Source organism: Acinetobacter sp. SFD (assembly GCF_001647575.1).
Taxonomy (GTDB): domain Bacteria; phylum Pseudomonadota; class Gammaproteobacteria; order Pseudomonadales; family Moraxellaceae; genus Acinetobacter; species Acinetobacter pecorum.
The window spans coordinates 42,084-65,489 of sequence record NZ_LSZJ01000012.1; the positions used below are offsets into that span (position 1 = coordinate 42,084).

24 protein-coding genes are annotated in these 23,406 nt (G+C 43.2%); 19 read left to right on the plus strand and 5 right to left on the minus strand.

Annotation, left to right across the window (positions count from 1 at the left end; translation table 11 throughout):
* Positions 1 to 7 precede the first annotated feature (7 nt).
* A complete protein-coding gene (rhlB, locus tag AY605_RS07725; protein WP_064095851.1) occupies positions 8 to 1,159 on the plus strand; it encodes an ATP-dependent RNA helicase RhlB in 1,152 nt (383 codons plus the stop codon).
* A 64-nt stretch (positions 1,160 to 1,223) separates the two neighbouring features.
* On the opposite strand, the gene AY605_RS07730 is transcribed toward rhlB, so the two are convergent.
* Positions 1,224 to 1,604 (minus strand): hypothetical protein, encoded by a 381-nt coding sequence (locus tag AY605_RS07730; protein ID WP_081406353.1) that lies wholly within the window; start codon positions 1,602 to 1,604, stop codon positions 1,224 to 1,226.
* 260 nt (positions 1,605 to 1,864) lie between these two features.
* On the opposite strand from AY605_RS07730, the gene AY605_RS07735 reads away from it, so the two are divergent.
* The 13 genes from AY605_RS07735 (at position 1,865) to AY605_RS07795 (ending at position 14,828) form a co-directional block, all read left to right on the plus strand.
* A complete protein-coding gene (locus AY605_RS07735) occupies positions 1,865 to 2,446 on the plus strand; it encodes a nitroreductase family protein (protein ID WP_064095852.1) in 582 nt (193 codons plus the stop codon).
* A 33-nt stretch (positions 2,447 to 2,479) separates the two neighbouring features.
* Positions 2,480 to 3,553, plus strand: a complete 1,074-nt coding sequence (locus AY605_RS07740) for an NAD(P)H-dependent glycerol-3-phosphate dehydrogenase (protein ID WP_064095853.1) — start codon at positions 2,480 to 2,482, stop codon at positions 3,551 to 3,553.
* Positions 3,554 to 3,629: 76 nt separating this feature from the next.
* Positions 3,630 to 4,085, plus strand: coding sequence for a phosphohistidine phosphatase SixA (gene sixA / locus AY605_RS07745; protein ID WP_064095854.1), 456 nt, complete (start codon positions 3,630 to 3,632; stop codon positions 4,083 to 4,085).
* A 29-nt stretch (positions 4,086 to 4,114) separates the two neighbouring features.
* On the plus strand, positions 4,115 to 5,254 hold the full coding sequence (gene gspL / locus AY605_RS07750; protein ID WP_064095855.1) for a type II secretion system protein GspL: 1,140 nt from the start codon (positions 4,115 to 4,117) through the stop codon (positions 5,252 to 5,254).
* Positions 5,254 to 5,733 carry a type II secretion system protein GspM gene (gspM, locus tag AY605_RS07755; protein ID WP_064095856.1) on the plus strand — a complete coding sequence of 160 codons (480 nt, stop codon included), beginning with the start codon at positions 5,254 to 5,256 and terminating at the stop codon, positions 5,731 to 5,733. The genes gspL and gspM overlap by 1 nt, the downstream gene beginning before the upstream one ends.
* A gap of 90 nt (positions 5,734 to 5,823) precedes the next feature.
* Entirely contained in the window at positions 5,824 to 6,825 is a 1,002-nt protein-coding gene (locus AY605_RS07760; protein WP_064095857.1) for a quinone-dependent dihydroorotate dehydrogenase, read from the plus strand.
* Between the two features lie 5 nt (positions 6,826 to 6,830).
* Positions 6,831 to 7,412, plus strand: a complete 582-nt coding sequence (locus AY605_RS07765) for a CvpA family protein (RefSeq protein WP_064095858.1) — start codon at positions 6,831 to 6,833, stop codon at positions 7,410 to 7,412.
* Between the two features lie 24 nt (positions 7,413 to 7,436).
* Entirely contained in the window at positions 7,437 to 8,972 is a 1,536-nt protein-coding gene (purF, locus tag AY605_RS07770; protein ID WP_064095859.1) for an amidophosphoribosyltransferase, read from the plus strand.
* A gap of 89 nt (positions 8,973 to 9,061) precedes the next feature.
* Positions 9,062 to 10,951, plus strand: a complete 1,890-nt coding sequence (locus AY605_RS07775; RefSeq protein WP_064095860.1) for a M48 family metalloprotease — start codon at positions 9,062 to 9,064, stop codon at positions 10,949 to 10,951.
* A gap of 199 nt (positions 10,952 to 11,150) precedes the next feature.
* Positions 11,151 to 11,816 carry a hypothetical protein gene (locus AY605_RS07780; RefSeq protein ID WP_064095861.1) on the plus strand — a complete coding sequence of 222 codons (666 nt, stop codon included), beginning with the start codon at positions 11,151 to 11,153 and terminating at the stop codon, positions 11,814 to 11,816.
* 22 nt (positions 11,817 to 11,838) lie between these two features.
* A complete protein-coding gene (locus tag AY605_RS07785; RefSeq protein WP_064095862.1) occupies positions 11,839 to 12,804 on the plus strand; it encodes a 2-hydroxyacid dehydrogenase in 966 nt (321 codons plus the stop codon).
* Positions 12,805 to 12,919: 115 nt separating this feature from the next.
* Entirely contained in the window at positions 12,920 to 14,362 is a 1,443-nt protein-coding gene (locus tag AY605_RS07790; protein ID WP_212839207.1) for a M48 family metalloprotease, read from the plus strand.
* 106 nt (positions 14,363 to 14,468) lie between these two features.
* Positions 14,469 to 14,828 carry a hypothetical protein gene (locus AY605_RS07795; protein WP_064095863.1) on the plus strand — a complete coding sequence of 120 codons (360 nt, stop codon included), beginning with the start codon at positions 14,469 to 14,471 and terminating at the stop codon, positions 14,826 to 14,828.
* A 78-nt stretch (positions 14,829 to 14,906) separates the two neighbouring features.
* On the opposite strand, the gene AY605_RS07800 is transcribed toward AY605_RS07795, so the two are convergent.
* Together AY605_RS07800 and rpsU are read right to left on the minus strand one after the other, a co-directional pair.
* Positions 14,907 to 15,353, minus strand: a complete 447-nt coding sequence (locus AY605_RS07800; RefSeq protein ID WP_064095864.1) for a GatB/YqeY domain-containing protein — start codon at positions 15,351 to 15,353, stop codon at positions 14,907 to 14,909.
* A gap of 33 nt (positions 15,354 to 15,386) precedes the next feature.
* Positions 15,387 to 15,602 carry a 30S ribosomal protein S21 gene (rpsU, locus tag AY605_RS07805; RefSeq protein WP_001136722.1) on the minus strand — a complete coding sequence of 72 codons (216 nt, stop codon included), beginning with the start codon at positions 15,600 to 15,602 and terminating at the stop codon, positions 15,387 to 15,389.
* Between the two features lie 146 nt (positions 15,603 to 15,748).
* Here rpsU and tsaD point away from each other — a divergent pair, with 146 nt between their 5' ends.
* The 3 genes from tsaD to AY605_RS07825 all read left to right on the plus strand — a co-directional run bounded on the left by tsaD (position 15,749) and on the right by AY605_RS07825 (position 19,481).
* Positions 15,749 to 16,765, plus strand: coding sequence for a tRNA (adenosine(37)-N6)-threonylcarbamoyltransferase complex transferase subunit TsaD (gene tsaD, locus AY605_RS07810; protein WP_064095865.1), 1,017 nt, complete (start codon positions 15,749 to 15,751; stop codon positions 16,763 to 16,765).
* A 211-nt stretch (positions 16,766 to 16,976) separates the two neighbouring features.
* A complete protein-coding gene (locus AY605_RS07815; protein ID WP_064095866.1) occupies positions 16,977 to 17,936 on the plus strand; it encodes a sensor domain-containing diguanylate cyclase in 960 nt (319 codons plus the stop codon).
* Positions 17,937 to 18,434: 498 nt separating this feature from the next.
* Positions 18,435 to 19,481, plus strand: a complete 1,047-nt coding sequence (locus AY605_RS07825) for a hypothetical protein (protein ID WP_064095868.1) — start codon at positions 18,435 to 18,437, stop codon at positions 19,479 to 19,481.
* Positions 19,482 to 19,577: 96 nt separating this feature from the next.
* On the opposite strand, the gene AY605_RS07830 is transcribed toward AY605_RS07825, so the two are convergent.
* Both AY605_RS07830 and AY605_RS07835 read right to left on the minus strand, forming a co-directional pair.
* On the minus strand, positions 19,578 to 19,991 hold the full coding sequence (locus AY605_RS07830) for a DUF6176 family protein (RefSeq protein ID WP_081406354.1): 414 nt from the start codon (positions 19,989 to 19,991) through the stop codon (positions 19,578 to 19,580).
* Positions 19,981 to 20,853: an ATP-binding protein gene (locus tag AY605_RS07835; protein WP_064095869.1), complete on the minus strand. Its 873-nt coding sequence runs from the start codon at positions 20,851 to 20,853 to the stop codon at positions 19,981 to 19,983. The genes AY605_RS07830 and AY605_RS07835 overlap by 11 nt, the downstream gene beginning before the upstream one ends.
* Positions 20,854 to 21,042: 189 nt before the next feature.
* Between AY605_RS07835 and AY605_RS07840 the strand changes: the two genes are divergently transcribed.
* Both AY605_RS07840 and AY605_RS07845 read left to right on the plus strand, forming a co-directional pair.
* Positions 21,043 to 22,554: a DUF3336 domain-containing protein gene (locus AY605_RS07840; RefSeq protein ID WP_064095870.1), complete on the plus strand. Its 1,512-nt coding sequence runs from the start codon at positions 21,043 to 21,045 to the stop codon at positions 22,552 to 22,554.
* Positions 22,541 to 23,362 (plus strand): protein kinase domain-containing protein, encoded by an 822-nt coding sequence (locus AY605_RS07845; protein ID WP_064095871.1) that lies wholly within the window; start codon positions 22,541 to 22,543, stop codon positions 23,360 to 23,362. The genes AY605_RS07840 and AY605_RS07845 overlap by 14 nt, the downstream gene beginning before the upstream one ends.
* Positions 23,363 to 23,406: the final 44 nt, after the last annotated feature.

The window sequence follows — 23,406 nt, forward strand, 5'->3', positions numbered from 1 at the left end:
CCGCTTTATGTCATCTGGTTTTGAAACCTTAAATTTACATCCCGATTTAAAAAAAGCGATTGATGCTTTAGGCTTTACCCACATGACGCCTATCCAGCAGAAGGTTTTAAAATTCACGCTGGCAGGACATGATGCAATTGGCCGTGCACAGACAGGTACAGGTAAAACTGCGGCCTTTTTAATTAGTATCATGAACGATCTGTTAAATAATCCGATTCAGGAACAACGTTATCGTGGTGAGCCGCGTGCCCTGATTCTGGCACCGACCCGTGAACTGGCATTGCAGATCGAAAGCGATGCACAGCACCTGGCGAAATATGCGGGTTTACATGTAGTGACCTTGCTGGGTGGTGTGGATTTTGACAAGCAAAAAAATCAACTGAATAAAGCACCTGTTGATATCTTGGTCGCAACACCAGGTCGTTTGATCGACTTTATTGAGCAAAAAGAAGTCTGGCTTGATCAAATTGAATTTTTAGTCATTGATGAAGCAGACCGTCTACTGGATATGGGTTTCATTCCATCGGTTAAACGGATTGTACGTTTCTCGCCACGTAAAGAGCAGCGTCAGACTTTAATGTTCTCTGCAACATTTAGCTATGATGTGTTAAATCTTGCGCAGCAATGGCTGTTTGAACCGGTTACGGTTGAGATTGAGCCAGAAAAGAAAACCAATGCTGATGTCGAGCAACGGGTTTATATGGTGGCAAAATCAGATAAATATAAACTATTGCAAGAAATTCTGCGTGATGAACCGATTGAGAAAGTCATGATTTTCGCTAACCGTCGGGATCAGGTACGTAAACTTTATGATCATTTAAAACGGGATGGTTATAAGGTGGTGATGTTGTCTGGTGAAATCGCGCAAGATAAACGCACGAAAATGTTAGATCAATTTAAAAATGGTCAGCATAATATTATGATTGCGACGGATGTGGCAGGACGTGGTATCCATGTAGATAACGTATCTCATGTGGTGAACTTTACTTTGCCAGAACAGTCAGATGATTATGTACATCGTATTGGTCGTACAGGCCGTGCCGGTGCGCAAGGTGTAAGTATCAGTTTCTTGTCTGAAGATGATGCGTTTTATCTTCCGGAAATTGAAAAAGCCATTGGGCAAAAATTGCCTTTGACCCGTCTGGAAGGTTACTGTTAATTAATCCAAGCCATTAAAAACCGCTCTCAGAGCGGTTTTTTTATTACATGCCTCACAGGAAAGTCTATTTGGCCTGACAGCGGAATGTGAGCACGGTTTGATAGTCATCATTCTGGTTTAAACCGGTGTTGGTGCCTGCGATATTACCAAGGACGGTAGCTGCTGCCTGAATCATTTGTCCTGTTTGCTCATCGACCACACCTTTTAATGCGCCATTATAAGCTGTCTGTTCATCTATAATAATTGGAGTTGATCTGGAGCCACAGGCTTTATTGGCCGCAGTAATCGCATTGTTTTTCGAGGTCAGTTGATTTTTACCTAATCCGGTCACCTCATACTGGTTATTTTCCTTTTGAACGGCCAAGGCAGTCGGGTTTGATGCACAGGCAGTAAGCAGTAATGCGGAAATAGCCAATCCGCTGAAAGTGATTGTTTTTTTCATCATGAGATCTCGAGTAAATAGGATGCTAATCATTTCAACATAGCAAGCAGCTTAGATTTTGTAGCTGTTGTATAGGTTTGGCAATTTTTAGTATATATCTATGTGGTTTAGGTGAAATATCGAGCAGTAAACGATTGAGAAATGATGGGGCTGCATTTTTGAAGACGTTGCAAGCTTGTGTAATTGCTATGAAGTTTCTAGCGTATTTTTCTTTGAATATGCTAATCTTGAGTATGGTTTTTTAAGTATAGATCTACAGGGTAATGACAGAATCTGCGATTGATATCGTTCATCAAAATATTCACCAACGGCAATCGATTGGTCATCTGCTGGCACCGGCACCCAATGCAGAACAGCTGGAAAAAGCCTTTCAGGCAGCATTAACTGCACCCGATCATCATCGACTCAAGCCTACCACATTTGTCGTGATTCCTGATGATCAACGTGAAGCCTTTGGAGAATTGCTGTCGCAGGCGCTCATCGATTTGGGTGAAACTGAAACAGCGCAGATTGAGCGGGTCAAGAATCACCCGTTTCGCGCTCCTTTGTTAGTACTTGCTTTAACCCGATTGCAGGATCATCCTAAAGTTCCCTATTTTGAACAAATTCTCAGTTCGGGCGCAGCCATTCAGAATTTTCTGCTATCACTTCAGGTTCAGGGTTTCTCAACCATGTGGCGTAGCGGCGCTGTAGTCGAGTCTGATCTGTTTAAGCAGGCATTGGGAATTTCAAAAGATGATTTGGTATCGGGTATTATTTATATTGGTACTGCAGCAAAGGCCATTCCCCCGCGTGCAGAGATTCAAACCAGTGATTTTGTAAGTTACTGGAATCAGAACAACTAGTTTGTAGGGCATAACAGGATATTAAAAAATAAGATGTCAGAATTAAATTTTTCAGAACTGGTAGAACCGGTTGCGGTTAATCATAAGACAGCTTTAAGAGTAACAGTATTGGGTGGGGGAAGTTTTGGTACTGCAATGGCCAATACTGCAGTGCGTAACGGCTGTAATACCATGATCTGGATTCGTGATGAAGCAGCCGCGGCGGATATTAATGCGACCCATATCAATAAACGCTATTTGCCAGATTTTCAGTTGGAAAAAGATCTGCTGGCGGTTTCAGATCTGGAACAGGCAGTACGCAATCGCGATATTATTTTAGTGGCGATTCCAAGTCATTCTTTCCGGGAAGTCCTGCAGCAAATTAAACCTTTTATTACCTCGCAGGCAGTAATCTCCCTGACCAAAGGGATTGAAGCACTGACCTTCAGCTTTATGAGTGATATTATTCGTGAGGAATTGCCGGAGGTGCCTTATGGGGTGTTATCGGGACCTAATCTGGCAAAAGAAATCGTAGCAGGTCAGCCGGCAGGAACCGTGATTGCCAGTCATTCTGAACTGGTACGTTATGCAGTACAGCAAGCCCTGCATAGTGCATTGTTCCGTGTGTTTGCCAGTGATGATGTGCATGGGGTGGAACTTGGCGGCGCATTAAAAAATATCTATGCAGTAGCGATGGGTATGGCAGCAGCGTACAACGTGGGTGAAAATACCAAGAGTATGATCCTGACCCGTGCTTTGGCTGAAATGAGCCGTTTTGCGGTAAGGCTCGGTGCCAATCCGCTGACATTCCTTGGACTTTCCGGTGTGGGTGATTTATTTGCAACGTGTAACAGCCCGCTTAGCCGTAATTATCAGGTGGGTTATGCACTTGGCAAAGGCAAGACTCTGGAGCAGGCAACAACTGAATTAGGCCAAACTGCCGAAGGAATCAATACCATTGTACAAGTCAAGGCGCGTTCTGAAGATCTGGGTGTGTACATGCCTATTACTTCTGCCTTGTATGATGTGATTTTCGAAGGTGCACCGCCGCTCAATATTGCCTTGTCTCTGATGAAAAACGGTCATCGCAGTGATGTCGAATTTGTCTTGCCACACCATCAAGTCTGATCTATAACACAAGGACTGTCTGCGAAATGTCATATCCGCTGTATATCATGCAGGCATACGAATATAAGGAAATGAAATGCAACTGACTTTAGTTAGACATGGCGAGGCAGCCCCACCAGTAAATGGTAATGACACTAAACGTCCGCTGACGGAGCGTGGTCATCAGCAGGCTGAGCAAACTGCACAATTCTTAAAAGAGCAGATTAGGCCCGATGTATTTGTGGTCAGTCCTTTATTGCGTGCTCAGGAAACTCTGGCACATTTGCAGCAGTATTTTAAAGATGTGCCGGTAGTGATCTGCAATACAATTAAACCCGATGATGATGCCAAAGTTGCAGTAGAATGGCTGTCGCAACTTCCGTATGAGTCGATTGTAGTGGTATGCCATATGAACGTTGTGGCCCATATGTCTTCCATTCTGCTGGCTGAATCTTTTCATCCCTATGCCTTGGCAGAGGCGCGTATGTATGATCAGGCAGTGATTGCACCTGGTTTATCCACACAGATAAAAAGCTTTATTCCTACCCTATAAAAATTAATTAGAACGGCAGAACAAAATCAATGTTGTATTTATGGATGCCAGAAGCCAATGGAGTTTGGCAATGGTCAACTGGGGAATTCTGGAATGCTGCTGCCACACTTGAGCAGCTGATTCAGGATATACAGGCTCATCATGGTGAGGACGCGGTGGTGTTTTTTCCGAGCCGTCATGTACAAATTTTGCAGCAAGCCTTGCCCAAGAGCCAATATAAGAAAATGGGCAATGATGGCATTAAATATTTGCTTGAAGAATATGTGGTGCTGCCGGTAGATGCCATGCAAGTGCTGCATCATTTTCAGCAGCCGGATCAGATTACTATTATGGGCATTGCAAATTCTACTCTGGAGACTCTGCAGCACTCTCTCAGCCTGATTCCAGTCAAGCTGGCAGCGTTATTGCCGGATTTTTTAGTGCTGCCGGCTCCTGAAACCAATCAGCGTGTAATTGCCCAAATCGGTGGGCGTCTGCTGGTGCGCGAATCAGAATATATGGGTCAGTCGCTGGATGATCTGAGCCTTTATCTGGATTATCAGCCTAAGGATATCCGCTATAAGGTCAGCAACCTGAATCAGGAGCAGTTGCGCAGTCTTGAAGCCCTGGTTACGCAGGAGCAACTGGAGTCTTTTCAATATAGCATTCCAGTGTTGAAGAAACCGAAACAGCATCCTTTTAATGTGTTACCTAAAGCAAAATCCGATGGCACTATTTCCGGTTACTGGAAAGCCTGCGCTGCGGTTTTTCTGGGTATTTTGGTATTGCAGTTTAGTTATGATGCGGTACGCTGGTATCAATATAAAAAAGTGGCAAATCAGACGGCTGCACAGGCTATTGATCAGTTTAAATACTGGTTTGGGCAAAATTATCCGGTTACTGAGCAGAATATCAAAAGTCAGTTTGAAGCGCAGTTGCGTCAAAGTCAGATTGCAGATACGCATGCATTGCAGCTTATTAGTCGGGTAGGGCCAGTCTTGATGCAAAATCAGATTGTGGCACAACGGGTAAATTATGATACTTCTGTGCTGAGTATGGAGCTTAAGGCCAGTTCATCAGAAAGGTTGAATGCACTGACCGAGCAATTGGGCCAGCAAGGCTTAAAGGTGGAGCTGGGGAATATTCAGGCCGGTGGAGCTGACGCGATCGGAGTGGTGAGGATCCAATAATGAAAGCGATTGAAACACTACAACATCGTATGGATCAGTCTTTTGAAAGACTGAGTGATTATCTGGACAGCCTGTCGGTACGTGAACGGATCTTGGTGATATTTACCACTATTTTTGTAATAGTAGCTGCGGTCAGTTCTGCACTCTGGTACATGCATCAGGCGGCTAACAACCAGCAAAAGCGTTTGAATCAGCTGAAGGATACTATTGTCTGGATGCAAAGTAATGCAGTGACCATGAAACCGGCTGGAGACATACAACTGGAAGCTGCGGAGAAAATACAACGGGTCGCACAGCAACAAGGGCTGTCGGTGGCTTCCCAGCAAATAGAAGAAAAAATTCAATTGGCGGTCATGCATGAAAATTATGCAGTACTGGCAAACTTCCTGACCCAACTGGCACAAATGGGGCTAAGTATCGAGAAAATGGAACTAAATAATGAGGCAGGACAGATTAAATTAACGGCGACCATACAATAAACGGTAAAAATAAAGATTTGCAAAGCATGGTTTTTTTGTCAGCCTATGCCTATAATATGCCGACTTAAAAAGCAGTAGACTTTTCTGGATATGTTGTATTCTCTAGCCCGCCCTTTGTTGTTTTCTTTAGCACCAGAGCGTGCACATGAGCTGACATTATCACTATTGAAATCATCCCATAAAATGGGCTTGATGCGTCAAAATGTTGCTGCGAAACCTGTGACCTGTATGGGAATCGAATTTCCCAATCCGGTGGGTCTTGCAGCAGGTTTAGACAAAAATGGTGCCTATATTGATGCCCTTGCCAGCCAAGGTTTTGGTTTTATTGAAATTGGTACCATTACCCCGCGACCGCAAGTCGGCAATCCTCATCCACGTCTGTTTCGTTTACCACAGGCCAAAGCCATTATTAACCGTATGGGCTTTAACAATGATGGTGTGGATCAACTGGTCGAAAATGTTAAAGCGGCCAAATTTAAAGGCATTCTCGGTATTAATATCGGTAAAAACGCTGACACTCCGGTAGAAAAAGCAGTAGATGATTACCTTATCTGTTTAGAAAAAGTCTATAATTATGCTTCTTATATTACCGTCAACATTTCTTCTCCCAATACCAAAAATCTTCGCAGCCTGCAAAGTGGTGACGCACTCACCGAACTGCTAGAAACATTGAAGAACCGTCAGCTTGAATTGGCTCAGGAATACCAGCATTATGTACCTTTGGTACTCAAAGTGGCGCCTGATCTGGATAACAGCGATATTGCCTTTATTGCCAAGCAGTTATTGCGGTTCAAGATTGATGGCCTGATCGTGACCAATACCACGCTGTCACGTGAAGGCGTAGAGGGTTTGGAGCATGCAGAGGAAGCGGGCGGTTTGTCTGGCGCGCCAGTATTTGAGAAAAGTACCGCATGTCTGGCTGCATTTGCTGCGGTATTAAAAGGACAAATCCCATTGATTGGTGTGGGTGGTATTCTTTCGGGTGCAGATGCTGCTGCCAAGAAACACGCAGGTGCCAGCCTTGTACAAATTTATAGTGGCCTCATCTATACTGGCCCTAAACTTGTAAAAGATTGTGTAGACGCACTTTAAATCCTATGAATGCCATTGATATCTTTCTACTGATTATCTTGCTCATTGGAGGGCTCAACGGTTTGCGTCAAGGATTTATTAAAGCCTTTGCGAACTTAGTGGGATGGATCTTTGCCCTGATTATTGCGGCAAAATATTCAACACTACTTGCGCCGTCTATGGTTGCTCTGAGTACAGATCCAGTCGTACAAAAGATTGCGGCCTTCGCTTTTATCGTCCTGCTGATTGTAGTTCTGACCTGGATCGTTACTGCACTGTTGAACCGTATTTTAAAGAGTCTCAAGCTGGGTCCCCTCAACCGTCTGGCAGGTGGTGTCTTTGGTAGCCTGAAAGGTCTGCTGATTGTGCTGATTACCATGCAGGGTATCGGCCCTTGGGTAGAAAGCTCACCACACTGGAAGCAGTCCAAGTTTATTCAAGCCTTATTGCCTTATGCGCCTTGGGCAACTCAAATGTCGAAAGAAGCCGCGAATGGCGCACTACAACATATCAAGTCTGAAGGGGCATCGAAACCTTCAGCTTCATCATCTGAAACATCGTCCAAGTCTGGAGCTGCAGATGAGTCTACAAATAATCCTTTTTATTAATCCTAGCTTGTCTGCGAGGTTGCTATGTGTGGAGTAGTTGGTATAGCTGGTAAATCACCCGTTAACCAAATGTTGTTTGATGCATTAACGATGTTACAACATCGTGGACAAGATGCAGCTGGGATCGTGACATGTGATGAAGGACGTTTATTCCTGCGAAAAGACAATGGTATGGTGCGTGATGTATTCCACACCCGTCATATGCGTGCCTTGAAAGGAAATTACGGTATTGGTCATGTGCGTTATCCAACAGCCGGTTCATCGAGTAGTGCAGAAGCACAGCCGTTTTATGTGAACTCGCCGTACGGGATTACCTTGGCACATAATGGTAACCTGACCAATGCCGAAGAAATTCATGATGACCTGTTCAAAACTGACTTGCGTCATATGAACACCGATTCTGATTCAGAAGTGCTATTAAACGTGTTTGCGCATGAATTGCAAAAACACGGCAAACTGGTACCGACGTCGGAAGATATTTTCCATGCGGTGACGCGTGTGCATGAGCGTTGCAAAGGTGCTTATGGTGTGGTGGCGATGATTACCGGTCAGGGTCTGGTGGGCTTCCGTGATCCAAACGGTATTCGTCCATTGATCTACGGTTCACGTGAAACGGAACAGGGCATGGAGTATATTATTGCTTCTGAGTCTGTTGCGATTACTGCGCTGGGCTTTAAGGTTGAGCGTGATATTCTGCCAGGTGAAGCAGTATTTATTGATTTAGAAGGTAACTTCTTTACCAAGCAATGTGCCGTAAATGCTGAATATCGTCCTTGTATTTTTGAATATGTTTATTTTGCCCGTCCGGATGCCATTATTGATGGTATCTCAGTGTATAAAGCACGTTTAAAAATGGGTGAGAAACTGGCGCAAAAAATTCTGCGTGAGTGGGGCGATGAGCATGATATTGATGTGGTGATTCCGATTCCGGATACTTCACGTACTTCAGCGCTCGAACTTGCCAATATGCTGGGGGTAAAATTCCGTGAAGGTTTCATGAAAAACCGTTACATCGGTCGTACCTTCATTATGCCTGGACAGCAGCTGCGTAAAAAATCGGTACGCCAGAAACTCAACCCGGTTGAGCTTGAGTTTAAAGGTAAGAATGTACTGTTGGTAGATGATTCTATTGTACGTGGTACAACCTGTAATGAAATTATCCAGATGGCTCGTGATTCTGGTGCGAAGAAAGTATTCTTTGCTTCTGCAGCCCCAATGGTTAAATATCCGAACGTTTACGGTATTGATATGCCAGCGAAATCAGAGCTGATTGCATCAGAACGTAGTGTGGAAGAAATCCGAGAAATTATTGGTGCTGACCGTCTGATTTTCCAAGATCTGGAAGATTTGAAAGATGCAGTAAGAACTAACAAAGTGCCGGATGTTAAGGATTTTGACTGTTCAGTCTTTGACGGGATCTATGTGTCGGGTGGTATTGATGCGCAATATCTGGATGATCTGCAACAAAAACGTAGTGACAGTGCCATGAAAGAAAGCAATTATATTGATGTCAATATTGATGCAGCCTCAGTGGATTTGACTGGCGTACGCGAAGTTTAAACACTTAAAATCATCATGAAAAAGCGGGAATTTCCCGCTTTTTTGTTTTATGATGAACCCATTGAAAATCATCATTTTAGGGTTCTGCATTGCGAAACGTAGGATACGATTTTATAAAAAACAAAAATATAGTACTACCTGTAAGTTTTTGCCTGATTGCAATTCTGTTGACTATTTTTATTATTAATACCGTTGTTGGCCTATTTATTTTTTATGCTGATCCTAACCAGTCGATTTTCTGGCATACGCTGAGTCCTTATCTGATTGCTGTCCTGTTATGTGTCATGATGACCTCGGTCATCTATGAATTTTATATTTTTCGCAATGGCGGTTATTCATTGGCGAAGCAGATGAGTGCGCGCCGTCTCAGTCCGATGGACAGTATTCCCGAAGAAAGTACTGCACTGCACATCAACCAGCAACTGGCAGAGACTTTTCGGATTGAAATTCCCGCGGTATATGTATTACCTGATGAAGTTGGTGTCAATGCGTTAACAGCAGGTTTTATCCCACGTGATACTGCTATTATCCTGACCTGGGGGGCAATACAAACACTGGATAAAGTTGAGCTGTATGGGTTGCTTAGTCACGAATTCAATAAAATCCTGTCTGGTGAGACTGCGGAAAATACCCGCCTGAAAATTCTGTATAGCAGTTTAACCACTTTTAGTCAGTGGGGCAGTAAAATTGCTAAATCCGGTTTTAATCGAACCGGTACGCTACGGGAAAGCAAGTTTGAAACCCTGTATGTGGCAGTTGGGGCGGTGATCTGGCTGATTGGTAGTCTGGGTGTGTTGATTTCCCGTTTTATTAAATATATTTCCCTGGGTGGCCGGACTTATAAGAATGACCAGAAGACCCGGCGCTTGCTACAAAATGATGCCAATATCCAGACTTTGCTCAGAATTCATGTGCATCATTCCGGTTCGCAGATTTATAGTGAATATGCCGAATCGATTTCGCATATGTGTTTTGCCAACTCTTTGAGTCCGCAAAACTGGCTCAACATTCATCCCAATATCAATCAGCGCATTTATGAATTAAATCCTGCCCTGATTCAGGATTTACAGCTTGAAAACCTGAAAAAACTGAAGAATCAGCCTTTATTCAGTTTGTTTCGCTCTCTGGAAGAGGTGGTACCTGAAACTACAGTGAGCTGGAGTTCACCCCAACCTTTGCCATTGCTGCGGCTGTCTCCGATCAGTTTTGCGATTAAAGATGCAATCAAGCCATTGAATCCGGAACTTCGGCTCAAGATGCCACGTCCGGAGCTGATTGAACGTGCATTACAGACGGCGACAGGTTCCCGGGAAGTGATGGTCGCAATTTTAATGATTCGTCAATATCGTGAATTTATTCCCACTGAGGCTGAGGTCAGTCGCGCCATTGTAGATTCGTTGCTTAACCTGGATGGGCGGGTACATATTTCGATTTTCCAGCAAGCCTGTAAGAATATTGGTGGCATGCCGACGACTGTTGCACGCCAGTTTCTGATGAAGCTGGCACGGATTATTCAGGAAGATGGTGAAATTGGTCTGCTGGATGCCTTGTTGTTGGAATGTGTGAAATATGAGTTAAATTTGCTCCCTGCACATATTCCTACTGCTCTCGATGAGGTCAAGCCGCAAATCGTTCGTTTGATCGATGCCTTGCTACATGTGCAGCAGATTAATAGCGGTAATCAACTTGAGGTGCGGGAACGGATTCTAAACCGGATCTTGACCACTCGTGAACTGGATTTATACAATGAAATTTCAGATGAGCCGATTGATCTTGCTGAAATCCTGAATGATATTGCGGGGCTTTTATTACGCGATCGTCTCAGTATTTTAGGCATTGCAGAAGCCTGCTTATGGAGCGACCGTATCGTAACTCAGGATGAGCTGGATGTGATGGAACTGTTGTACTGGCGCCTGGGTTTCGAAGGTGGGGAAGTTATTCAGCAAATGTTAAAGAAAAACAGTTTAACCATTATGTAAAAAACAAGATGAGCACACGGTTCGAATCTGAATTTGTTATTACAGTGATGGTTTAATTGTATATTGAAAATTCAATATTGAGTGTACTGATAAACTTTGTACGAGAATTTATCAGGATAAAAAGAAAAACTGAAAAAGTTCGGCAAAGTGGGGACAATACGGCTAAAATGTTCAGCCTGAAATTGGTGATGATGAAAAGATGATTGGGCATCAGCGTGACATACTGGCAACATTAGGAATCGATCTCTGGATTCCTGGGGACAGCGCATGTCAGCCGCATCAGGTCTCGATCTGGCGTGATCAGGCTGAACCTGAATTTCACACCGAGATTGTCTTGTCTCAGCCTCATCCGGTCGAGGCGCTGGTGGAGTTACCGATTCCTGAACCAGAGTCGCTCGACACGTTTAAGATTGATACCTCGCCTACATTACCTGAAGTTTTAACTGTTCAGGAACCTGAAGTTTTAACTGTTCAGGAACCTCGTGAAAGTGTACAAATTCCGCCATTCAGTTTACAGGCTTTAAGTTTGGCACATTGCAGTGTTGTGATTGATGCAACTGAAATGACTGAAGCTACCCTAAATTTATGGGCAAATATCCAGCGCGCAGTTTCGGGTGATTTTTATGAGCTGAACTGGCCATTTCCTTGGGCTAATGTCCAGGATGGACGTGGTGTGGAATCCTATATTCAAGGATTTCTGGATGGGATGAGTACAGAGAAACATATTATTTTCCTCGGAACGGTAGCGCATATTTCAAATATCAAAGCAATCCAGTTAGCGTCCCTGCAAGAGATGCTGGATCAGCCGATTTTAAAAAAACGTTTATGGCAGTTTATGCAAAATAGGTCTGCCCGTCTGGAATAATTCTGCTGTGGAATAAAAATAGATGAAACAAAAAGTGGTTGTATTTAGTCAAATTGATGCTGATATTCAAAACAGGCTCGAACAAAATTATCAGGTGAGCTATATACAACCGAAGCTGGGTGATGTGAATCAACAGCTTTTGCAGCAGGTTCGGGATACCGATGGCATGATTGGTGCAGGGCGTTTGCTGAATTGCGATAATCTGGCCAGTGCTACCCGATTGAAAATTATCTCCAGTGTCAGTGTTGGTTATGACAACTATGATCTGGATTATTTAAATGAAAGAAAAATCTATCTGAGTCATACACCGCATGTGCTGACCGAAACTACAGCTGATCTTGCTTTTACTTTACTGATGTCAGCGGCACGCAAAGTGGCTTATCTGGATCAATGGACCAAGCAGGGGCAATGGCAGCGTACTGTGGGTGAAGCACAATTTGGTGTGGATATTTTTGGAAAAACCTTGGGAATTATTGGTCTGGGCCATATTGGGGCTGCGATCGCACGCCGTGGTTTTTACGGTTTTAATATGAATGTGCTCTACTATAATCGCAGGGAAAAACCGGAAATTGCGCAAGGCTTCAATGCACAATATTGCCAGCTCGATGAGCTGTTACAGCGTGCTGACTTTGTGGTCGTTGCAGTAGATTTGAATGCTGATTCCAAGGCGCTGATTGCAGCAGCGGAATTTGCAAAAATGCAACCGCATACAGTATTGGTTAATATTTCACGTGGCCCGGTTGTTGATGAACAGGCATTAATTGAAGCTTTAAAAGCCAAGCAGATTTTTGCTGCAGGTCTGGATGTCTATCAGAAAGAACCGCTAAAAGAATCAGAATTATTCCATTTGGATAATGTCGTTACCTTACCGCATGTGGGTTCGGCTACCGCCGCCACCCGTAAAAAAATGGCAGAACTGGCTTATCAGAACTTGGTTGATGCCTTGGAGGGGCGAGTACCTCGTTATGTAGTCAATCCGGAATTTTAAAATGCCATTAAATGTAGTTTAAACGATATTAAAAAATAACATTTTCTTGCGTCTCTGCGCATAGTTCGATGCTATATTCAAAACAAATTAGGTTGGCAGGATTAGAGATTTTTCATTGAAACGATTGATGCTGGCATGTAGCTTAAGTCTGTGTATGGTGACAGGGCATGGCTCTACCCATGATTTTAATCAAGCAAATGTACAATTTTCTGTGCCCGATATTGGCACAGGCGTGGGCTTGCTCGATCAGCAAAAAGAAAAAATGATCGGTGAGAAAGTTTATCGTGAAGTGCATAAGAAAATGCCTGTCTTGCAAAATCCATGGCTGGAAGATCAACTTTTATCAGTATTCTCACATATTCTGAGTCAGACCCAGTTACAACAGCCTATCGGTTTGCTGGTAATCAATGATCCGCAAATTAATGCCTTTGCTGTGCCGGGCGGGCTCTTTGCACTGAATGCAGGTCTGATAAATTCAGCACGAAATATGGATGAAGTGGCAGGGGTGATGGCGCATGAAATTGCACATGTCACACAACGTCATTACAGTCGCTCCCAGGATGCCTTTAAGGGACAAGGTTTATTGGCGCTAGCGGGAATTTTGGTGGGTGCTTTGGTAGCTTCTCAAGCAGATGGTGATGTGGGTGCGGCGGTTATGATGGGGTCGCAGGCAGCCCTTCTGGATAAACAGCTCACCTATAGTCGTAATCAGGAGCGTGAAGCAGACCGGATCGGTATGCAGTATATGTACCGTTCCGGCTATAACCCGCATAGCATGGCAGACTTCTTTGAGGTCATGCATCGCTCCAGCAGTCAGTTAAGCTTTCTGCCAGATTTCTGGTTCACGCATCCACTCACCACTGAACGGATGAGCGAGGCACGTTTACGTGCCAACCAGCTTCCCGCAGTGAAACGCAATCTCAATGATCAAGACTTTGAGGTTATCAAGTGGTATAGCAGGGTATTGTCCCGTCAGACGGATGCAGAGCAGCTGGTGTTGATGGACCAGCGAAATAATTTTGCGGGTCAGCTTGCCTTGACAGCTTATCAAATACAGCAGGGTGATTTTCAAGCCGCACAGATTTCGCTGGATCGGGCAAAAAAGCATAACCAGATGCATCCTTTGCAGGTTTTGTTGCAGGCTGATATTTATTTAGCCCAGAATCAGCTTGATCAAGCTTTGAGAAGTGTGGCTTCAGCAGCACGAATCATGCCGGAGAATCGCGCACTTAATTATAAATATGCAGAAGTTCTGATTCGTGCCCGGCAACCCGATCAGGCAAAAGCTTTAGTGCAGCGATTTCTAAATGCCAATCCACGCGATGTCAATGGCTGGCGACTGATGCAAGTGGCTGCCAATGCAGAGCCAGATTCAGCGATCAAGGCTGCCAATGTACTCCGCTATCGTGCAGAAGTAGAGTACTGGTCAGGATATGAAGAAACCGCGATCAAATCATTATTGCATGCCCAGCGTAGCGTGAAGAATAATCAGTCCTTGTCCTCAACCATTCGTCAGCGTCTGAAACAGATGCAACAGGAGCATCAATATAAAATTTAACCATGAGCTGGATTTCAAATTTTTGTATCGGAATGATATAGCATGGTTGTCTTGAATCAAGCTACAATCTTTTTTGAAGATAGTATGTATCAGTTTGAAGCATTGTATGAAAAGAATATTATTAGGCGTATGTCTACTGGGCTGGAATTATGGGGTTTTTGCTGCAAGTGCAGTTGAATATGTAGCAGCAGTAGAACAAATTAATGCCGATTATAAAAAAGAATCACGGCAATTTTTAAGCAGTTTGAATCCGCAGCAGCAAGGATTTAGTCCTGAGCAAAATGCAAAATTTTGTGGGATTGTAGGGCGCTATGTCGATCGCCTGTATCAGGCTGCTGACCAGAATCGTACTTATCTGGATCGTCAGTTTCAAAATATGACTAAACAGGATGTAATTAGAGAAGTGAAGTTATCTAAAGAGATGCAACTACTTAAGCGTTATCATGTAGATTGTAATTTGCAATAAAAAATAAGAACATGCTAAGAACTGTCCAGGAAAAGGGCAGTTCAACGCAAAAAATAGATTTAAATTTAAAATGGGAAATTAAGCAAGTTTTGCTTTAATTTTGGCAGAAACTTGTGCAGGATCGGCGCGCCCGGCTATGAGCGGACGCAGAGAATTCATCACCTTACCCATATCTTTCATGCTAGTAGCTTGTTGCGCTTCAATCGTTTGCGCAATCAGGGAATCAAGTTCTTCCTCAGTCATAGCTTCTGGTAGAAATTGAGAGAGAACCTCAACTTCGGCTTGTTCCTTACTAGCTAAATCTTCTCGACCAGCACCTTCAAAGGCTTTGATCGATTCTTTACGTTGTTTAATTTGCTTTTCAATGACCGCAAGAACCTGAGCGTCGTCAAGTTCTTTGCGCTCATCGACTTCGATTTGCTTAATTGCTGCCTGTAGACTACGAATGACCGTCAACTTCGGCATATCCTTGGCACGCATGGTGGCTTTCAATACGTCAGTAATCTGGTTTTTTAAAGTAGTCATTATTTATTCCAAGCAGTCAATCACAAATTAATCTTAGTAAAGGCGAGTAGTACGTACTGATTCACGCGCCAATTTCTTTTGGTAGCGTTTAACAGCAGCAGCTTTTTTGCGCTTACGTTCTTGAGTTGGTTTTTCGTAGAATTCGCGCTTACGTACGTCAGCTAGAACGCCCGCTTTTTCGCATGAACGTTTGAAACGACGGATAGCTACGTCTACTGGTTCGCCTTCTTTCAATTTAACTTGTGGCATGAAGAATCCTCATTAAGTTATGGATAAGATCAGGGCCGAATTGCCCCAGATCACAAGTGAAGGTCAGTATTTTACTCATTTACATCTCATACCACAAGCCTATAATAGTTGCTGCAATAGATTTGATACAGGTTATAGGCAGTTTAATGATCGTTTTAGGCTTGGAAACGTCGTGTGATGAAACAGGGCTTGCACTTTATGACAGCGAGTTGGGGTTACGCGGACAGGTGCTTTATAGTCAAATTAAACTGCATGCAGAATATGGCGGTGTGGTTCCAGAATTGGCATCACGTGATCATGTACGTAAATTAATCCCCCTTATTAATGAGCTGCTCGAACAAAGTGGCGTGAAAAAATCAGAAATTGATGCTGTCGCTTATACGCGTGGTCCAGGTCTGATGGGTGCGCTAATGACAGGTGCACTGTTTGGTCGTACTTTGGCCTTTGCACTGAATAAACCGGCGATTGGTGTGCATCATATGGAAGGTCATATGCTGGCACCTTTGTTGTCAGAAACTCCGCCGGAATTTCCATTTGTGGCACTTCTGGTTTCTGGCGGTCACTCACAGCTTATGGCAGCGTACGGTATTGGGCAGTATGAATTGCTGGGTGAATCGATTGATGATGCTGCCGGTGAAGCCTTTGATAAAGTCGCAAAAATGATGGGTCTGCCATATCCGGGCGGTCCGAATATATCCAAACTGGCGGAGCAGGGTGATCCGAATGCATTTGCATTCCCGCGACCAATGCTGCATCAAGGTCTGGAATTTTCATTTAGCGGTTTAAAAACGGCTGTTTCTGTACAAATGAAGAAACTGGGTGATGAAAACCGCGATGCTGACATTGCAGCCAGTTTCCAGGAAGCAATTGTTGATACTTTGGTAAAAAAGTCGGTGAAAGCACTGAAGCAAACGGGGCTTAAACGTCTGGTGATTGCCGGTGGTGTCAGTGCCAATAAACGTTTACGTGAGCGTTTAGAAGCAGATTTAGCCAAGATCCGTGCATCTGTTTATTATGCAGAACCGGCTTTATGTACCGACAACGGTGCCATGATTGCCTTTGCCGGTTATCAACGTTTAAAAGCAGGCCAGCAAGATGGTTTGGCCGTGACCACAACACCACGCTGGCCGATGACGGAATTGACTAATCCGACAGAGGCATAGATTTCAGCCAAAAAAAGGAAGAGGTTTGGGCCTCTTTCTTTTTAATGTAACTTTTTAAATGAGAACTTAATAGAAACGAGATGCTGTGAATATCTGTATTTATTTATAACTTTATTTAAAACTCAAATATTCTATTGAAACTTGAAAATCGTTTAATAGCTTCGGTTTAAATCATGCAGCTTTTATAAGTTTGCAGCAGAGATTGCTTCGGATGGAAAATATCAAATTTAAAAGTTTTCAGGATGCGGGACAGGCGGTATTGCAGTTTCTGCATAAGCATTTTGGCTTTGATTTATGGATGATCACCCGGGTAGAAGGTCTGGACTGGATCGTCCTGCAAACGGAAGACCATGGCTATGGCGTACAACCTCGACAAGTTTTTCAGTGGGCAGATTCCTTCTGCTTTCATATGGTGGCAGGTAAAGCGCCTAGAATTGCACCCCGTTCAGAAGTAATTCCTTTATATGCCACAGCGCCGATTAATCAGCAGGTCTGTATAAAATCTTATATTGGCCAGCCACTCGTTAAAGAAGATGGCAGTCTGTTCGGAACACTTTGTGCGATCGATCCTGAAATCAAATCAGAAGCTATTGTTCAAGATATGCGACTGGTCGAGTTGTTAGGGCAATTGCTCAGTTCGATTTTGCAGGCAGAGTTACGCCAGATTGAGCAGGTGCGACAGCGTGAATTACTCCAGGAAGAAGCCAGTAAAGATGAATTGACTGGATTGTATAATCGCCGTGCCTGGGACAAATTTCTGCGAGCAGAGGAAGAACGTTGCAAGCAATATGGTCATCCTGCTGCTGTATTATTTATTGACCTGAATGATCTGAAAAAAGTGAATGATAGTTTGGGGCATGAAGAAGGTGACAGGCTGATTCAGAATGCAGCTCAAGTGTTACGAGATAATGTGCGCATCAATGACATTGTCGCCCGTTTGGGTGGAGATGAATTTGTGATGCTCAGTGTGGAAAATGATAAAACGGGTGCTGAAACGTTGCTCGACCGTTTAATTGCTGCTTTTGCAGAAGCAAATATTGGCGCAGCAATTGGTCTGGCAATGCGTCATCCGAGTCAGGGTCTATTTGCAGCACTCGCACAAGCGGATCAGAACATGTTTGAATATAAACGCTGGAAAAAAGCCAGTGAAGCTGTGGCCTATCTTAAATAATTGATGCTTTGAATGTTCTGTAAATAAGCAAGAATTTTATAATATCGGAAGGGTCGTTTTCTATGGTCTAAAATCATCCTATCTTTCAATATTCTTCTTTGGACGCAGGTATAAAAAATAAGAAGAAATAAGCCTGATTCAGTGTAAAAAGAAAGATTAATACATCATTAACTTAATGATTACAAAATTAATAAGCTTTGTTGCAAAGTAAATTGATCTGATTGAAAGCACTATAAATTGGCTATAAAGCAGGTGTAGTGAGGAGGTGTGATTAAAAAAGAGCTTCATTTCTTGTGGTCATTATTGTTTGAAATATACATTAAAATTACAGAACAAAAATTTACTTTGTTTAAAGTTAAAGCGCTATCAAGGGAAAAAGCTGGTTGCCAGGAAGAAATATCACCGGCAAGCAGAGCGTTCGAGCTGTTTGGTTTCGAGGTAGTTAATCTTTAGAAATAACCAGATAAAAATGCAAAGAAATTTCAGGGAATAAATTTTATGAAAAAGCAGATTTCTCTCTTTGGTGTGGCTCTTGTATCGGGTTTACTGAGTGCGTGTGGCGGAGGTGGTGGAAGTGGCTCAGATAATCCTACAGTCACTACCCCTCCAAATGTTCCGAAGGAAAGCATTTCTCCTGAGCTTTCAGAAGAGTTTGTCCCTTTTGAAGATCAGGATATTGTGGATAAAATTCGCGATAAAATTTCTGGAGATACCAGCAATGATACCGACTATAACGTTGCTCTAGGTCATATGATTGGTGAAGTATTTGCAGATTATCCTTATGGGCGTACTGCACGTATCATCAAGATTTATAATCTGGGCATCAATAGTATTAAATACCCAAATCTGATCTGCTCAGAAGTAAATACCAATGGTGCAGTCAAGACTCTCAAATTAAAAACGGATAGAGAGAACTGTATTATTCTGGACAAGACTTATCGTAAAGGCTCCACTATTACTCAGACGGTGAGCGGTGACACGACGACTTTAAGCTTTAGCAATGTCCGTTATGGTTCAAATGTAGATTTTAATCTCAAGGACGACTACCTGATTTCTGGCACAATTGTGCATCGAAAGACCAAAAATAACATGGGGCAATCCGAATCTTATCAAATCGATCAGTTGGAATTTCAGCGTATAGCCGAGGACGTTCAGACGGGTACTTCTGGAACCGCGTTTGATACAAAGAGCAAAGAATATCTGCAGGTGCGTAATTATAAGTACAGCCTGGTCGATGATTATGGCAGTGGCAGTAATGGGATTCGTACCTTAACCAGTCGTGGTACGATTATCGGTCAGCCTGATCTGGCAGATTATCGTTACAGTTTTGATTTTAATACCAGCACACCATTCAAAATGGATGAAACCGTTTTAAATAACTATAAGCATTTGCCAAAAGAGGGCGTGCTTAGAATTAAGGACAGCTATGATCAGGTAATTGAGGTCAAACAGAACCAGCCTGAATCGTTAAAGGCTACTGTTTATTTCAATGGCAGTGAAATTGAGGACTTGCTGTGGTCTACCATTATTGGTAATAAACAATAATTCGAGAGGTCAAAAAAGCCCTGTATTACTGGGGCTTTTTTATTTTTGATGGGATATCTATTTTACAAAAAATCTTTAAATAGTTGTGCTAATAAATCAGGTAGCTGTAGCATCCAATAATAATTCAGCGGGATAAACAGCCTGCCATGATGCTTTAAACTGTTTGTGCACTTGGTCAATCGGAAAAGTACTGAATTTTGCAATATTTTTCGCTTTTTGAATGTTGTCGGCGCGCATATATGCAATCAAATAGTCCTGACCATGAAGTTGCAGATAAAACCAGGACTCGACATGAACCTGTTCAGCCTTAAGCGTCTCAATCACTTTGTCTTGACGTGCTTTTAAAGTACGCTGCCAGTCATGAACTTGCTGCATATGTAAGGGCTTAAGTTGAATGAGAACTGCACCGACATCCATAATTTTAATTTTCTTTTGAGTATCATTATTATATAAGTGATTTATATGAAAAAAGCGACCTGAACCGGTCGCTTTTAAGCTTTTAAGAGGCATTTAGTTGGGTTGAACCAATCCAGTGCTTGGAAAACTGATAGGCAGCGCGTCCTGAACGTTGACCGCGTGCCTGACACCAGCGTAGGGCTTCAGCACGGGTTTCTGGCGTGAGTTCCATGCCTGCCTTTTTAAGATAATGCTCTACAATTTCTAAATACAGATTCTGATCCATTGGATAAAAAGAGAGCCATAAGCCAAAGCGGTCAGACAGTGAGATTTTTTCTTCAATCGCTTCTTGCGGATGCAATTCGGTATATTGCGGAACATCAACCCGGGTAACGGGCGTATTTTCATGCATGAATTCGGGTAATAAATGACGACGATTACTGGTCGCATAAATCACAAAATTGCTGGAACCGGATTGTAAAGAACCATCCAGAACACTTTTTAAACTGCGATAATTTTCGTCTTCGGCATTAAAAGCCAGATCGTCACAATAAACAATAAACTTTTCTGGACGTCCGGCAATGAGTTGCTGGATTTGCGGTAAATCAGACAAATCATCCCGTTCAATTTCAATCAGGCGCAAGCCTTGCTCTGCATATTCAGTCAACAGGGCGCGAACAATAGAAGATTTACCCGTACCACGAGAACCCGTCAGCAAGACATCATTGGCAGGTAGGCCTTTTAAGAACTGCAAAGTATTCTGGATAACTTTTTCTTTTTGTCGCTCAATACCTTTTAAATCGGCCAGTTCTATCTGTCTGAGCTGATGAATGGGTTTGAGCTCACCATTTTGCCACTTATAGGCAAGCGCAGAAAAATCAGGATTTTTTTTCAGTTCGGGCAGGCTTTGCTGCAGCTGCTGCAGCACAGTTGAAAGGGTATTTAAAATATGGTCAGGTAACTCAATTTTTGCCATGATCTAAGCATACAGATTTAAAATTATGCCTAAGATAGTATCACTGCAAAATACACAGTCAAAGCCGGAAAAGTATGATAATTTGCTTAAAGTAGAGAATCTTCGTCATTGTAGAGGATAGAAAGTTTGGACAAATTTTCTGGCTCTGAGTACGAGCTGTATCAAGAATAAATATAGGGAAGAAGGCAGATGCTGTTTAAAGATTTTACTCAGGACATTAATCCACATCAGGCCTATCGTATTAAAAAGCTCAAGCAGCAGCTGCAACAGGCTGAGTCCTATGAAGAATGGAAATATATTGCCCTGAAAATAGATGAAGAGTCAGGTGCGCAGGAATGGAAATTTGATAACAGCTCCCCGTATTTTGATGCAGAAGTAATTGCACATCGTCTGGGTAAATTAAGACGCTATCGACAACAAAAGCGTACCCGTGACCTGATGTATATTTTGCGTGAAGGCTTAAGCTACGATATTGCTAACATTGCCCATCCTCTGTTGTTCACTGAAGCTTACGTTGGTACCAAAAAAATTATTGAAGATTATGTCGAAGAAGTCAGCCAGAGTTTAGCCTATATTGCTTCAATAGACTGTACTTGCCTCAGTATTGAAGAGAAATTAGAGTATTTTCAGCATTGTCAGCGTGCTTATGGACAACCGGCCTTGATGTTTTCTGGTGGTTCAACTTTAGGTCTGTTTCATACGGGCGTATGCAAGGCCTTAATGGAGCAGGATTTATTACCAAAAGTCATGTCGGGTTCTAGTGCGGGCGCCATTATGACAGCCATGTTAGGCGTGTCCAAACCGTCACAATATGTCGATATACTAAAGGGACATAATTTCTTTCATGAGGCTTTTCATTTCCGCACAATGAGCGAATTGCTGAAAGGCAATGGTGGTCTGGCCGATGTAAAATATCTGAAAAAATTTCTGATCGAAAATCTGGGTGATCTGACCTTTGAAGAGGCTATGAAAAACTCAGGCCTACATATTAATATTGCAGTTGCGCCTTATGATGGGGCACAGGACGCACGCATCATGAATGCCTACACATCTCCGGATGTGCTGGTCTGGAGTGCGGTGCTGGCCTCTTGTGCAGTGCCAATTCTGTTTCCACCCGTGCGTTTGACCAGCAAGCGTTATGACGGTCAATATACTCCTTATATGGGTTCAACCCGTTGGGTGGATGGCAGTGTGCGCAGTGATTTTCCGCAGGAGAAAATGGCACGCCTGTATAATATCAATTATACCATTGCCAGTCAGACCAACCCGCATATCGTGCCATTTATGCAGGATGATATTTCACGTTTCCGTAAAGGTACCTTAAGCTGGCCGCAACGGATTGTTCGCCGTCAGGGCGCGGTGATTACCAAAGGAGTGATGGATTTCGCTCGGGAACATGCGGGAAGCTTGCCTCCTGTACGCCGTCTTTTGGATCATGGTTATGGGGTGGTGGATCAGCGTTATTATGGTGATGTGAATATTGTCGGTAAGTATAGCCTGCGCCACTATAGCTATATGTTGCAGAATCCAAGGCCGTATCTCTTTAAAATTTTACAGCGTGAAGGGGAGCGGGCTACATGGCCGAAAATTTCTCTCATCGAAACTCAGGAACGCGTGGGGAAAACTATTCAGCATTGTCTGGAACTGTTAAATTATCAGCATGCACCTGATCCAAAACCTGAATACATTGCCACGACTTAATTTAGATTATCTTGATACTTCTAATTTTGAACTGCGAACTAAAGCCCGCAGCCTGGGCTTTGGGCGGCGGTTGTATTATGCTGAAAAGCAGGCGCTCTGGCTAAAAACCCAAATATCGAATATCTCTGATCGCTTAAAATTATCGACGCAGGCAGAACTGGGCTGGCAGCGTGAGCTGAATTTTTATCAGGTTTATGCTCGATCAAGTGAGCTAAATTTTTTCCTGCCTCATCAAATTATTCAACAACCTTTCAAGTTCGATCATGACCACTTTGAGCATGCTTTGATTCTGGTGGATGCACGGGCGCATTTTCAAGTCATGCCGCATCAACAATCCATTACACAAATTCGACAGCATTTGCTGCAAGCTGTAGAGCCTTTAGTCTGCTTGCAGGAGCTGGGCTATATACATGCGGATTTAAAGCAGGAGCATTTTGTAAATGATCAGGGCAGGGTATACCTGCTTGATTTTGAACATGTGCAGTCAATCTATCAGAATGGTACCTATGAGCTGAATGCAACACCGCGTTATATGGCGCCAGAACTTTTTCAAGGTCAGGCCAAAAGCCTGCAAAGTGAAGTTTATGCTTTAGGCGTGATTTTTTATGAATGGTTGAGCGGGCAGCGTTTACAGGCGACTGATTATCTGGATTGGGCGCTGTTGCATTGTCAGCGTCTAAAGATTGGGTTACCGGAAAGTTTACAGGTCTTTCAATGCTTATTAGAAGATATGCTATGCAAGCAAAAACCGCATCGGCTGACAGATTTCAAAGCGGTTAGATCCTACTTAATGACTGAAATTGAATGAGAAAAATACAATAAGATCGGGATTGTTTCTTATTTAATCAAACG

What these genes read in the sequence shown, in the direction of transcription:
- gspM (WP_064095856.1), top strand. Translation starts at nt 5,254, where the DNA reads ATGAAAGCGATTGAAACACTACAACATCGTATGGATCAGTCTTTTGAA.
- AY605_RS07730 (WP_081406353.1), bottom strand. Translation starts at nt 1,604, where the DNA reads ATGATGAAAAAAACAATCACTTTCAGCGGATTGGCTATTTCCGCATTA.
- AY605_RS07780 (WP_064095861.1), top strand. Translation starts at nt 11,151, where the DNA reads ATGATTGGGCATCAGCGTGACATACTGGCAACATTAGGAATCGATCTC.
- rhlB (WP_064095851.1), top strand. Translation starts at nt 8, where the DNA reads ATGTCATCTGGTTTTGAAACCTTAAATTTACATCCCGATTTAAAAAAA.
- purF (WP_064095859.1), top strand. Translation starts at nt 7,437, where the DNA reads ATGTGTGGAGTAGTTGGTATAGCTGGTAAATCACCCGTTAACCAAATG.
- AY605_RS07735 (WP_064095852.1), top strand. Translation starts at nt 1,865, where the DNA reads ATGACAGAATCTGCGATTGATATCGTTCATCAAAATATTCACCAACGG.
- AY605_RS07830 (WP_081406354.1), bottom strand. Translation starts at nt 19,991, where the DNA reads ATGCCTCTTAAAAGCTTAAAAGCGACCGGTTCAGGTCGCTTTTTTCAT.
- AY605_RS07760 (WP_064095857.1), top strand. Translation starts at nt 5,824, where the DNA reads ATGTTGTATTCTCTAGCCCGCCCTTTGTTGTTTTCTTTAGCACCAGAG.
- sixA (WP_064095854.1), top strand. Translation starts at nt 3,630, where the DNA reads ATGCAACTGACTTTAGTTAGACATGGCGAGGCAGCCCCACCAGTAAAT.
- gspL (WP_064095855.1), top strand. Translation starts at nt 4,115, where the DNA reads ATGTTGTATTTATGGATGCCAGAAGCCAATGGAGTTTGGCAATGGTCA.
- AY605_RS07815 (WP_064095866.1), top strand. Translation starts at nt 16,977, where the DNA reads ATGGAAAATATCAAATTTAAAAGTTTTCAGGATGCGGGACAGGCGGTA.
- tsaD (WP_064095865.1), top strand. Translation starts at nt 15,749, where the DNA reads ATGATCGTTTTAGGCTTGGAAACGTCGTGTGATGAAACAGGGCTTGCA.
- AY605_RS07840 (WP_064095870.1), top strand. Translation starts at nt 21,043, where the DNA reads ATGCTGTTTAAAGATTTTACTCAGGACATTAATCCACATCAGGCCTAT.
- AY605_RS07765 (WP_064095858.1), top strand. Translation starts at nt 6,831, where the DNA reads ATGAATGCCATTGATATCTTTCTACTGATTATCTTGCTCATTGGAGGG.
- AY605_RS07800 (WP_064095864.1), bottom strand. Translation starts at nt 15,353, where the DNA reads ATGACTACTTTAAAAAACCAGATTACTGACGTATTGAAAGCCACCATG.
- AY605_RS07740 (WP_064095853.1), top strand. Translation starts at nt 2,480, where the DNA reads ATGTCAGAATTAAATTTTTCAGAACTGGTAGAACCGGTTGCGGTTAAT.
- rpsU (WP_001136722.1), bottom strand. Translation starts at nt 15,602, where the DNA reads ATGCCACAAGTTAAATTGAAAGAAGGCGAACCAGTAGACGTAGCTATC.
- AY605_RS07785 (WP_064095862.1), top strand. Translation starts at nt 11,839, where the DNA reads ATGAAACAAAAAGTGGTTGTATTTAGTCAAATTGATGCTGATATTCAA.
- AY605_RS07795 (WP_064095863.1), top strand. Translation starts at nt 14,469, where the DNA reads ATGAAAAGAATATTATTAGGCGTATGTCTACTGGGCTGGAATTATGGG.
- AY605_RS07825 (WP_064095868.1), top strand. Translation starts at nt 18,435, where the DNA reads ATGAAAAAGCAGATTTCTCTCTTTGGTGTGGCTCTTGTATCGGGTTTA.
- AY605_RS07835 (WP_064095869.1), bottom strand. Translation starts at nt 20,853, where the DNA reads ATGGCAAAAATTGAGTTACCTGACCATATTTTAAATACCCTTTCAACT.